Below are 10,462 nucleotides of genomic sequence, written 5' to 3'. Positions count from 1 at the left end.
AGGATGAACGACACCGTCGTCGTCGCCGCGAGCTTCATGTCGCCCTTCGCGAACGCGTAGAGGACGAAGATGACGGCCGCGAGGACGAGGGCGAGACTCGCGATCGTGCGGTTCTGCCTCCGCATGAAGGCTTCGGCGCCTTCCTTGATCGCGTCGGAGATCGCCTTCATGGCCGGGGTTCCGGTATCGCGCTTCAGGACCCAGCGAGCCAGCCCCCACGCGAAGACGAGCGCGCCGGCGGAACACAGGAAGATGATCGGCATTTCCCAGGTCATTGTCTGCTCCTCACAAAACGAGCCCGCCGAGCGGGCCCGTCAACGTTGCTTTTCCGTAACCGGGGCGGATTCAGTGGACGGGCACCGGCTCCATCACGATGCCGATCTTGACGCCCTCTTCGGCGCTCTCCTTGTAGCCGGTCGAGTTCCGGACGGCGTCCATGACGGTCATGGTGTCGCCGTAGTTCGCATTGTCGTCGACGGAAAAGAAAACGACCTTTTCGCGGCGGTTCTCGAGGATCTGCCCGAGCTGGGTCACGAGGGAGCTCTGGGTCATCTCCTGCTTGTTCAGATAGATCTTCCGGTCCGCGGTGTACGAGACGACGATCTGGTCGGGCGGCGGCGTCGCGATGCTGGTCGGCGGCGCTTTCGGCGGAATCGTCGCGTTGTAGCCCATCTGCGTCATGGGCTGGATGACGATGAAGATGATGAGGAGGACGAGGCAGACGTCGACGAGCGGGGTGACGTTGATCTCGCTCCGAACGCTGCCGACTTTTCCCATTTCCATGTTCGGTATCTCCCTCGCGCTCGTGCGGCTACTGCCCGGGCTTCTGCTTCTTGTCCGTGATGAGGCCGACGTTCTCGAAGCCGGCGTCCTTGGCGACGCGCATGACGTCGCGGACGTCCTTCCACGCCAGCCGCGCGTCCGCCTTGATGACGACGGGCCGCGTCGAGTTGCGCTGGTAGTCCTCGTCGAGAATCTTCTCGAAATCGGCGCGCGAATAGACCTGGTCGCCGATCCCGAGGATGGGAGGATTCCCGTACTTCACGTTCAGGACGATCTGTTTCTCGTCCTCGGGCTTCTTCGACGGCTGGTCGGTCCGCGGCAGGGTGATGTCGCCGGTGCCGAGCATCGGCGTCACCACCATGAAGATGATCAGCAGCACGAGGCAGACGTCGACGAGCGGCGTGACGTTGATCTCGCTCCGGATATTTCCCTTGTCGCCACCGAGATCCATGGATCCTCCCCTGGGTTCGCCCGGCCTAGGAAGCCCGGGCCGCTCCCTGCTTCTTGACGAAATAGTCGAGGAGCTCCGACGCGGAGTTGGACATCTCGACCTGGAAGCGCTCGATCTTGTTCATGAAGTAGTTGAACATCCAGACCGCCGGAATGGCCACGAAGAGACCGAGGGCGGTCGTCCAGAGCGCTTCCGCGATGCCGCCGGAGACGCTCGCCAGGTTGCCGCCGCCGCCCTTCGAGATCCCCTCGAAGGAGTGGATGATGCCGATGACCGTTCCGAACAGGCCGATGAACGGCGCCGTCGTCGCGATCGTGGCGAGACCGCCGATCCCGCGCTTGAAATCGGCCGTGACCATGAGCGCCTCGCGCTCGACCGCGCGCTTGCCGGCCTCGACGACGTCGTGCCCGGCGACGTTCATCGTTCCCGCCTGGACCTCGTACTGGAACTCGTAGAGCCCCGCCGAGACGACGCGCGCGAGGTGGCTGTCCTTGTACTTCTTCGACTCGGCGATCGCGCCGGCGATGTTGTCCTGCTTCAGGAACGTCGTGACCTGACGCGCGAAGAGAAGGGACTGCTTCTTCGCCTTTCCGAACGCGATCAGACGCTCGATCATCACGGTGATGGAGTAGATCGACAGCAGTCCCAGGATGATCACCACCCCCCGGGCGATCCAGCTCATCTGGTTCCAAATTTCCAACATGATTAAAAAATCCTCCTCATCTTAATGCGCACGCGCGACAATCAATGCAGCTGGAAGTTGACCGTGACCGTCAGGTACACGGAGACCGCGCGCCCGTTCAGCGTGGCCGGGCGGTAGGTCCAGTGCGACACCGCGCGCTCGGCGGCGGCGTCGAGAAGCGGGTTGACGGATTTCAGGACCTTGACGTCGGAAACCGTTCCGTCCGCGGTGATGATCGCCTCGAGGATGACGACGCCCTGCATGCGCGCCTTCCTCGCGGGCTCCGGGTAGACCGGCTCGACGCGCTCCTTCAGGATCGGCGCCTTCACGTCACCGCCGACGCGGAGAGGGGCGCCCACTTCCGTTCCGGTGCCCCCCTTCGTTCCGCCGATCACGCCGCCCACGACGCCTCCCGGGACTCCCCCCTCGACTCCCCCCTCGACGCCTTCTCCCGGAGGCGCCTCGACCGGCTCGGGCGCCGGGAGCGGCTGCGGGATGACGTCGGGGATCACCGTCGGCGCCATCACGCGCTGCGGGATCTGGGGCGTGGGCTTGGGCTGGGCCTTCTGCGGCGCGGCCTTCGCCGCGGGCGGCGGAGGGGGAGGCGGCGGCGGGGGAGCCGCGGCGTAGAACTGTACCGGGATCGGGGGCTCCGGAACTTCTTCCACGAACCAGAGCGAAGCGGCGACGACCGTTCCGATCACGAGCGCGTGGATGATCAGCGAGACGACGAACGTCAGCGGTTTCTTTCCCGTGCCCTTCCGGTGCTGCGATTCGATCAGCTGGTTTTCGAACATTCTTCTATTTCCCCGTCGCCGCCGCGCCCTTGGCCGCCTTTTCCGCGGCCTTCCTCTTGTTGATCTCGATCGCCTTGTTCCGGTACTCGTCGGCCTTCGCCAAGTCCTCGGCCGCCTTCTGCGGATCGGTCTTCTGCTCGAGCTTCGCCTGCTCGCGATAGAGGAGGTTGATGAAGGCGAGCGCCTCCGGGTACTCGGCGTCGATCGCGAGCGCCTTGTTCTCGGCGTCGATGCCCTGCGTGATCACCTGCTGGCGCTGTTCGTCGTTCAGGTCGGGATAGTTGTGGGCCTTGTCCCACGCCTGGGCGCCGATCGTTTCGTAGGTTTCCTTCTTCGGGCCGGTGATCCGCATCGCTTCTTCCATCATCCGGACGCCGTTGGGGAAGTCCGCCTTCTGGAAATAGAGATTGGCCATCGTCTCCTTGGCCTTGGCGTCTTGGGGGTGCTGCTGGCTGTAGGCCTGGAAGAAGGCGAGAGCGTCGTCGATGCGTCCCGAATTCAGGTACATCGTGACGAGGTACTCCGGCGTCTTCTTGTCGTCGGGGAAGGCCTGAACGTATTTCTTGAGATAGTCGATGGCCTTCTGCGCGTACTCGAGATCCTTGGGGTGCTTCGACCCCGGCTGGTACAGCCCCATGTACGCGAGGCCGATGTTCTTGTAGATCTTCTTCTCGCCCGGGTCGAGCTGGAGGGCATGGTCGTACTTGGCGAGGGCCGTGTCGTACTTGCCGACGCGGAAGAGCTCGTTGCCCGCCCGGATCTCGCTTCGGGACTGGAACTTGTTGCACGCCGCGGTGGTGAGCAGGATCGCCAGACCACAGACGGTCCAGGTCTTGCGCCCGATGGACCCGTTCGGTTTCATTCGCGGTTCGCTCCTGCGTTTTTCTTTTCCGGCGATACGAACCCGCCGGAAACTACCAGTTTAACCCCTTCCTCGACCGAGAAGCCAGGATCGAGCAACTCCTCCTCCGGAACGACGACGACGGTCCCACTCGTCGGGTTGAGCGCGGCGGGAACGAGCACCGAAACCCATTTTCGATCGCCCCCGGCGGGAGACGTCCAGTCCATCCGGGAGGTCACGAACCCGATCGCGTACACCCCCCGTCGGGGGTACTCGATCAGCACCACTCTTTTCAAACCCCCGCCCCCGGGCGAGAGCGCCGTAACCATTTGTCGCGACGCAGTGTAGACGCTCTTGACCAGCGGCGTATTCTCTAGAATTTTCGAGACGTAAGCAAGAATTTTTTTGCCCGCAACATTCGATGCGACCGCTCCCACCGCGACGATGAGCAAGATTGAAACCACGAGCCCGACGCCCGGCACGTGACGGCCGATCGCCCGATCCGCGGCCGGGCCCAGAAGGCCGTCGAACAGGTTGAAAAGAAACCGGAAGAACCAGTAGGTCAGGGCGAGCGGGAGGAGCGTCAGGATGCCCGTCACGAAGCTCCGCCGGAGCGCGTTCACGCGTCCTCCCGGTCGATCCGGATCGTGCGGCGGGCGGCGGCCGGCCCCTCGATCGACACGCGATAGCGGAATCGCAGGAGCCGCGCGGCGCTCCGGTTCGGCCATTCGACCGCCGCGATCTTGCCCGCGAGGACGTCGGGGAGGCCGATCTCGCGGAGCTCCTTTTCCTCGTCGGCGATCCGGTAGAGATCGAGGTGGACGAACGCCGCGCGGGCGCAGTCGTACTCGTGGAGGATCGCGAAGGTCGGCGAGGCGACCGCCCTCGCCTCTCCGCCGAGTCCCTCGGCCAGGCCGCGGACGAAGACCGTCTTCCCGCTCCCGAGCGGGCCCGAGAGCGCGACGACGTCTCCGGCGCGCAGCTCCGCCGCGAGGTCGCGCGCGACGGCGCGCGTCTCTTCTTCCCCTCCGGATTCGAACCGCGCCGGAAAATGCACGGGCGCGATCCTATTCGAACGAGCGGAGCACGGCGGCGACCGCGTCGGCGACCTCCGACGCCAGCGTCCCGCGCTCGCCGCGTTCCTCGCCGGCCGCCTCGCCGGCGAGCCCGTGGACGAACGCCGCCGCGACCGCCGCGTCCGCGGCCTCCAGTCCCTGGGCCAGGAAGGCCGCCCCGACCCCGGCGAGCACGTCGCCGCTCCCGCCCTTGGCGAGCGCGGGAGACCCGGTCGGGTTGAGCCAGAGAAATCCCCCGGGAGACGCCGTGATCGTGCCGGCGCCCTTCAGCATTGCGACCCCCCGGGACCGGCGGGCGAGCTCGGCCGCGCTCCGGGGGCGGTCGCTCTGGACGGCGGCCGCGGACGACCCCAGGAGCCGCGCCGCTTCGCCGGGATGCGGCGTGATCACCGTCGCCGCCTTGCGGCGAAAGGCTCCGGGGTTTCCGGCGAAGGCGTTCAGGGCATCGGCGTCGAAGAGGGCGGCGACCCGCGACCGCATCACGGCGCGGACCGCGCGGCGGGCGCCTTCCCCGGTGCCGAGGCCGGGCCCGACGGCAGCCGCGTCGCACGTCTCCAGGAGCGGGCGCAGCGCGTCGGCGGCGTCCCGGGAGAGCGCCCCGTCCTCCTCGGGAAGGGGCAGCGTCATCGCCTCGGGCAGCCGGGCGAGGAATCCGCGCTCGACCGATTCCGGACAGGCGATCGTGACGAGGCCGGCTCCGGCGCGGAGCGCGCCGAGGGCCGCGAGCATCGCCGCTCCCGCCTTGCCGCGGCTTCCCGCGACGATCGCGACGCGCCCCGCGTCCCCCTTGTGGGCGGCGGGGTCGCGGCGCGGAAAGAGCGGAGCGACCGCGTCGCGGGCGATCATCGCGAAACGGTGGGAGCGCGTCTCGATCAGGGCCTCGGGGATGCCGATGTCGACGATCGCGATCTCGCCGCAGAGGACGCGGGCGGGGTAGAGCGCGTGGCAGTACTTCAACGCGGCGATCGCGCCGGTCGCCCGGGCCCGGATCGCGGGTCCGAAAACGTCGCCGCGGTCGCCGGAGAGGCCGGACGGCACGTCGACCGCCACGATGGGCCGGCCGGAGGCGTTCGCCGCCTCGACCAGCCGCCGCGCCGCGCCGCCGAGCGGGCGCGAGAGCCCGGTGCCGAAGAGCGCGTCGACGATGAGGTCCGCGTCGGCGATCGGCCGGCCGGCGGCGCGCGCGGGGACGGCGGGGAGCTCCCGCTCCCGCGCGGCCTTCCAGTTGGCCAGCGCATCCCCGTGGAAGCGCTCGGGATTCTCCAGCGTCACGATCGTGGCGGCGATTCCGCGCGCGTGGAAGATGCGCGCCGCGGCGAGCCCGTCCCCGCCGTTGTTCCCGGGCCCGCAGAGCACGGCGACCCGGCGCGCGCCGGGGAAGAGGTCCGCGGCGAGAGAGACGATCCCCTCGGCGGCGCGCTCCATCAGGAAGAGCGACGGGATCTTCTCCTTCCGCTGCGCCGCCCGGTCGACGGCGGCCATCTGGGCGGAGGTGAGGATCCTCACGCCCGCGCTTCCGTCCGGATCGACCGGAGGACCTCCCACGTGCGGCTCGGAAAGTCGGGCGACGACCGGTCCCGCGAGGCCAGTTCGCGGGCGAGGCGGTCGAGGTCCGCCGGCACGTCGACGTCGTCGGTGTCGGGAAAACGCGTGAGCGTCACGCCCCGGGACTCGGCTCGGGCGACCGTCTGGGCGAGGACCCGCGGCGTCGACCAGGCGATCTCCTCGAACAGGAAGGCGGCGGGGGCGCCGTCGACCGCGAGCCGTTCCGCGGCGCCGCGCGAGAGGAGGATCGCCGCGTAGCCGCCGTCGCGCGCCGGCCAGATCGCGTTCTCCTCCCGCAGGAAGGCGCCGGTCTCGACGGACGGGAGCGAGGGATGGTCGGCGCCGATCGCGGCGGCGCGCGGGAATCGGCCCAGTTCCCGCGCGAAGGCGCGCGAGAGCCGGGCCCCGAGATCGCCTTCTCCCTGCGGTTCGATTCGCCACGGCGCCGGGAACACGGACTCCCAGAACGGGTCGTCCGGGGCATCGGCGGCGACGACCGGAGCGCACCCCGGCATCGCGCTCCAGCGCGCCGCGCCGTCCCGCAGGAAGGCTTCCGCGAGAGCGGCGGCGGATTCGGCGCCGATCGCGCGGGCCAGGCGCGTCTTCACGCGTCCGGGGAAGGGGCGCTTGGCGAAGAGGATGAGGGCGGTGTGGGCGCGCGGGGGGAGGGAATCGGGACGGCGCGGCGGCATCGAGGTCCTACGACCCCGCCTTCTTCTCCGCGGGGAGGACCGAGACGAAGACGCCCTTCTGGGCGTACGAGACGGCGTTCGAGACGCCGTCCCGAACGGCGACCGAGAGGCGCTGCGCGCCGGGGATCATGATGAGCTGCACGTCGTAGCCGTAGGTCTTCTTCCGGGCGGACTCGTAGGACTTCAGGGGCACCTTGATCTCGAGCGGTCGGATCTGGAGGTCGGACTGCTTCCCGTCGGAGTCCAGCACCACGAAATAGATGTAGAGGCGCCCCCGGTAGTCGTCCCCGTCGGGGACCATCGTGACGTTCTCGAGCGGAATCGACATCCGCACCGGCACGAGGTAGTTCTCGGCGGAATACGACTTCGGCTCGCCCACGGCGATCGTGAACTGGAGCGGGTTGTCGGTGCGGGGATAGGTCAGGGCCGCCGTGACGGCCTCGGCCGTCCGCGTCTCGACGGTCTTCTCCATGTAGCCGGAGCGGTAGCGCGCCCGGAGCCCGGGCCGGTTGACCTTGACCTCGATCTGGTGCGGCCGGTCGACGGCGCCGCGGGTCGATCGGTAGCCGAGCGAGTAGAAGTCGGAAAAGTCCTTCGCGACCTCGTCGAGCTCGCGCGTCGGATCGTTCGTGTTGATGGCGGCGATCCCGCCGGTCTCGCGCGCGAGCGTCTGGAGCGGCTCCTGGTAGTTCTGGCGCAGGAAGAAGGTCGACGGCCGGCTGTCCATCGTCGCCCGCTCCGCCGTGACGTTCTCGTCCGCCTGGAGTCCCGCCGCGTCGATCGTGTAAAGGGTCACGCCCTGCGCGTTCGCCTCGCGGACGAGCGCGAGGTACGAGGCCGAACGATCGAACGTGAACGCCTCGGTCGCCGCCGCGGAAGCCCGGAACTTCGTCTGGATCGTGTCGAAGAACTCCTGCCCCACCACCTGGGGGAGTCCGTCCGAGACGTAGAGCAGGATCTTGCGGCCTTCGACTCCGGCGAGGCCGTCGATCGTCGTCTTGATCCCGTCGAGCGACGACCGGAGGTCGTCGTCCATCGAGCGGGCGACCTGCTGCGCGTAGTTGATCGCTTCTCCCTGCGTCTTGACGTCGTTGATCTTCTGCAGGGCATCCTCGCGCTCCTGCACCAGCGTCTGGCCGCCGCCCGACTCGCCCGCGACCTGCTCGAGCGCGCCGATCAGGAGACCCTTCTCGGAAGTGAACCGCTGCCGGATCTTCAGGGAGCGGTTGAAGGTCACGACCATGCCTTCGGCGTTGGGCCCGATCGCCTTGTCGATGAAGTCGTAGACGCTCCGGAAGACGCGGGTCCGGTGCAGCGGATGGATGTTCAGGTTGTCGACGTAGATGACGTATTTCGCCTTGAGCGTCGCCGGGATTTCCTCCGGAGCGGAAGGCTTTTCGGCGGTCGTCAGCGAAACCGCGCTGCCGTCGGCGAGGATCGCGCGTCCGCCGGTCACGGCGTAGAAATTCGTGACGGCCTGCGGGATCCCGTCCTCGAAGACCTGGAAATCCTCCTTCTTGAGCCCGGGGACCCTTTTCCCCTTCGAATCGGTCACGACGACCTCGACGTTCGTGACCGCGACGGTGACGTTCTCGGAGAGGGGCGGGAGCTCGGCGACCTTCGGCGGGGGCGTCTTCTGGGCGAAGAGCGCCCCCGCCGCGGCCAGACCGGCGGCCGCGATCGCGGAAAACCGAAGACGAGACATTCTCCGCATTCTATCCTTCGCGCCGCGCGAGGGTCGCTTCGTCACCGCGGAACCGGATCAGAAGGCGAAGATCAGCCCTCCGGAGGCTTCTCCGTTGGTCAGCCAGTGGCTGCCGCAGCTGTCGTGATGATGGTCGCAGCCGTTGTCCGCATTGAGATACGTCGAATAGCCCCGGCCGTCGAAACGGAAGCCGAAATGGGGATTGACGAAGAGCTTGAGGCCTCCCCCGAGGCTGCCGGTGAAGCGCGTATCGTCGCTCGCCGGAACGGCGGTTCCCGACGGGTGGAGGTGCGCGACTCCCGCCCCGATCGTGACGTACGGGACGACGCGGCGATGTCCGAAGTTGAACGTGCTGTAGCCCATCCAGTAGTCGATGCGAAGGTCGCCGAGACGTTCGCCCCCGGGGCCGAACAGGTCTCCGGAGTCATGGGTGATGAAGTGGGTGTCGGTGCGGGACCACTGGAACTCGAACTGGAAGGTTTCGGTCGCGTTGTACCCGATGCGCCCGCCGAAGGTGTCGTGGTCGTCGAGGTCGACCCGCTCGTTGAACAGGGAGTTGGACCCGTGGGCGAACTCGCCCCCCCAGAGATACCCGTAGAACGGACTGATCTCGACGGTGTTCTCGCGGATCTGGGCGTTCGCCGCGCCGGGGAGCGCGAGCGCGAGGAGGGCGGCGGCGAGAACGAGACCGGCTGTCTTCGGTTTCATTTGGACCCCCTTTTCTTTTTGGCGTATTTGTCGACGCGCTCCATCCACTCCTTCTCGATCTCCGGCGAGTAGCCCACGTAGGCCTTCTCGAGGGTGCCGTCGGGAGCGACGATGAAGCTCGTCGGAATTCCCTGCGACGTCATCACGGCGGCGTCGCTGGGGTTGGCGTAATAGATCGGGAGCGACAGGTTCTGCGCCTTGAGGAACGGCGCGACGCGCTCTCGGTCCGAATCGACGTTGACGGCGAGGACGGTGAAGTTCCGGTCGCTGTAACGGTTGTAGAGGTCCCGGAGCAGGGCGAGCTCGGCGCGGCAGGGACCGCACCAGGTCGCCCAGAAGTTCACCAGGACCACGTTGCCGCGGAGCTGGGAGACCCGGATGCCGCCTCCGTCCCTTCCTTCGAGATCGAGGTCCGGAAAAGGGATCGGCTTGGCGGCCGACGCCGCGCCGGCGGCGGCGAGAAGAAGGAGGGCGGCGAGCTTCGCTTTCATACAGTCTCCCGTCAGTCGGAACGCGGTCGCGCCCGAGTTTATTTCTTTCCCTTCACGGAGGATACCGTCCGCGCGCCGCGTTCGACATCTATAATCCGTCCGTTGAGCATCGATCCCCGCGCGCTGCCCGCCGTCTCGCAATGGGACGACAAGCTGGACACGTTCATCAAGGCCGTCCTGGTCAAGCTCGCGGATTTCCTGCCGTCGCTCCTCGGCGCCGTGATCGTCCTCCTGATCTTCTGGGGGCTGCACCGCGTCCTGCTCCGGCTGCTCAACCGGAGCCTTTCCGCGCGAACGAGCCTCCTCGCCGCCGACATCCTCCGGAAACTCCTGAAATACGTCGTCCTCGGGATCGGCCTGCTGATGGCGGCGTCGCAGCTCGGGTTCAACGTGCTGTCGATGCTCGCGGGACTCGGCGTCGCCGGCCTCGCCGTCGGTCTCGCGGCCAAGGACACGATGGCGAACTTCATCGCCGGCCTGATCATCCTCTGGGACAAGCCGTTCGCGCTCGGCGACGACGTCGAGATCGGCGAGACGGCCGGATGGGTCCGGCACATCGAGCTCCGGTCGACGATCCTCGAGGACGTCGACGGCAACGACGTCATCCTCCCCAACAGCGAGGTCGTCGCCAAGAAGATCGTCAATTACAGCCGCACGCCGCGGGCGCGGGTCCACGTGCCGGTGGGGATCG

General features: G+C 67.6%; 14 protein-coding genes. 1 reads left to right on the top strand and 13 read right to left on the bottom strand.

From position 1 onward, the window contains the following. The 13 genes from VFS34_13470 to VFS34_13410 form a co-directional block, all read right to left on the bottom strand. Positions 1 to 275 (bottom strand): sodium/proton-translocating pyrophosphatase (locus tag VFS34_13470; GenBank protein HET9795456.1); only part of this gene is annotated, 275 nt, incomplete at its 3' end. A 70-nt stretch (positions 276 to 345) separates the two neighbouring features. Beyond that, positions 346 to 783 carry a biopolymer transporter ExbD gene (locus tag VFS34_13465; GenBank protein HET9795455.1) on the bottom strand — a complete coding sequence of 146 codons (438 nt, stop codon included), beginning with the start codon at positions 781 to 783 and terminating at the stop codon, positions 346 to 348. Between the two features lie 28 nt (positions 784 to 811). After that, a complete protein-coding gene (locus VFS34_13460) occupies positions 812 to 1,234 on the bottom strand; it encodes a biopolymer transporter ExbD (GenBank protein HET9795454.1) in 423 nt (140 codons plus the stop codon). A gap of 25 nt (positions 1,235 to 1,259) precedes the next feature. Further along, positions 1,260 to 1,937: a MotA/TolQ/ExbB proton channel family protein gene (locus tag VFS34_13455; GenBank protein ID HET9795453.1), complete on the bottom strand. Its 678-nt coding sequence runs from the start codon at positions 1,935 to 1,937 to the stop codon at positions 1,260 to 1,262. A 41-nt stretch (positions 1,938 to 1,978) separates the two neighbouring features. Next, positions 1,979 to 2,713, bottom strand: a complete 735-nt coding sequence (locus tag VFS34_13450) for an energy transducer TonB (GenBank protein HET9795452.1) — start codon at positions 2,711 to 2,713, stop codon at positions 1,979 to 1,981. A gap of 4 nt (positions 2,714 to 2,717) precedes the next feature. Beyond that, positions 2,718 to 3,575: a tetratricopeptide repeat protein gene (locus VFS34_13445; protein ID HET9795451.1), complete on the bottom strand. Its 858-nt coding sequence runs from the start codon at positions 3,573 to 3,575 to the stop codon at positions 2,718 to 2,720. After that, complete coding sequence (locus VFS34_13440; protein ID HET9795450.1) at positions 3,572 to 4,177, bottom strand: DUF502 domain-containing protein; 606 nt, start codon at positions 4,175 to 4,177, stop codon at positions 3,572 to 3,574. The genes VFS34_13445 and VFS34_13440 overlap by 4 nt, the downstream gene beginning before the upstream one ends. Continuing rightward, on the bottom strand, positions 4,174 to 4,611 hold the full coding sequence (gene tsaE, locus VFS34_13435; GenBank protein HET9795449.1) for a tRNA (adenosine(37)-N6)-threonylcarbamoyltransferase complex ATPase subunit type 1 TsaE: 438 nt from the start codon (positions 4,609 to 4,611) through the stop codon (positions 4,174 to 4,176). The genes VFS34_13440 and tsaE overlap by 4 nt, the downstream gene beginning before the upstream one ends. A 10-nt stretch (positions 4,612 to 4,621) precedes the next feature. Then, positions 4,622 to 6,136, bottom strand: coding sequence for an NAD(P)H-hydrate dehydratase (locus VFS34_13430; GenBank protein HET9795448.1), 1,515 nt, complete (start codon positions 6,134 to 6,136; stop codon positions 4,622 to 4,624). Next, positions 6,133 to 6,867 (bottom strand): DUF2064 domain-containing protein, encoded by a 735-nt coding sequence (locus VFS34_13425; GenBank protein HET9795447.1) that lies wholly within the window; start codon positions 6,865 to 6,867, stop codon positions 6,133 to 6,135. The genes VFS34_13430 and VFS34_13425 overlap by 4 nt, the downstream gene beginning before the upstream one ends. Before the next feature lie 7 nt (positions 6,868 to 6,874). After that, entirely contained in the window at positions 6,875 to 8,572 is a 1,698-nt protein-coding gene (locus VFS34_13420; protein ID HET9795446.1) for a VWA domain-containing protein, read from the bottom strand. 57 nt (positions 8,573 to 8,629) lie between these two features. Then, entirely contained in the window at positions 8,630 to 9,280 is a 651-nt protein-coding gene (locus VFS34_13415; GenBank protein HET9795445.1) for an outer membrane beta-barrel protein, read from the bottom strand. Beyond that, complete coding sequence (locus VFS34_13410; protein ID HET9795444.1) at positions 9,277 to 9,771, bottom strand: TlpA disulfide reductase family protein; 495 nt, start codon at positions 9,769 to 9,771, stop codon at positions 9,277 to 9,279. The genes VFS34_13415 and VFS34_13410 overlap by 4 nt, the downstream gene beginning before the upstream one ends. A gap of 102 nt (positions 9,772 to 9,873) precedes the next feature. On the opposite strand from VFS34_13410, the gene VFS34_13405 reads away from it, so the two are divergent. Continuing rightward, on the top strand, positions 9,874 to 10,462 hold a 589-nt coding region (locus VFS34_13405), incomplete at its 3' end, for a mechanosensitive ion channel family protein (GenBank protein ID HET9795443.1).

The organism is Thermoanaerobaculia bacterium (assembly GCA_035717485.1).
Classification (GTDB): Bacteria; Acidobacteriota; Thermoanaerobaculia; order UBA5066; family DATFVB01; genus DATFVB01.
This window is presented reverse-complemented; position numbering and strand designations above follow the sequence as displayed.

Coding starts and splice junctions, on each gene's coding strand:
- VFS34_13450 (HET9795452.1), bottom strand. CDS start 2,713: ATGTTCGAAAACCAGCTGATCGAATCGCAGCACCGGAAGGGCACGGGA.
- VFS34_13410 (HET9795444.1), bottom strand. CDS start 9,771: ATGAAAGCGAAGCTCGCCGCCCTCCTTCTTCTCGCCGCCGCCGGCGCG.
- VFS34_13465 (HET9795455.1), bottom strand. CDS start 783: ATGGAAATGGGAAAAGTCGGCAGCGTTCGGAGCGAGATCAACGTCACC.
- VFS34_13445 (HET9795451.1), bottom strand. CDS start 3,575: ATGAAACCGAACGGGTCCATCGGGCGCAAGACCTGGACCGTCTGTGGT.
- VFS34_13415 (HET9795445.1), bottom strand. CDS start 9,280: ATGAAACCGAAGACAGCCGGTCTCGTTCTCGCCGCCGCCCTCCTCGCG.
- VFS34_13455 (HET9795453.1), bottom strand. CDS start 1,937: ATGTTGGAAATTTGGAACCAGATGAGCTGGATCGCCCGGGGGGTGGTG.
- VFS34_13460 (HET9795454.1), bottom strand. CDS start 1,234: ATGGATCTCGGTGGCGACAAGGGAAATATCCGGAGCGAGATCAACGTC.
- VFS34_13420 (HET9795446.1), bottom strand. CDS start 8,572: ATGTCTCGTCTTCGGTTTTCCGCGATCGCGGCCGCCGGTCTGGCCGCG.
- VFS34_13425 (HET9795447.1), bottom strand. CDS start 6,867: ATGCCGCCGCGCCGTCCCGATTCCCTCCCCCCGCGCGCCCACACCGCC.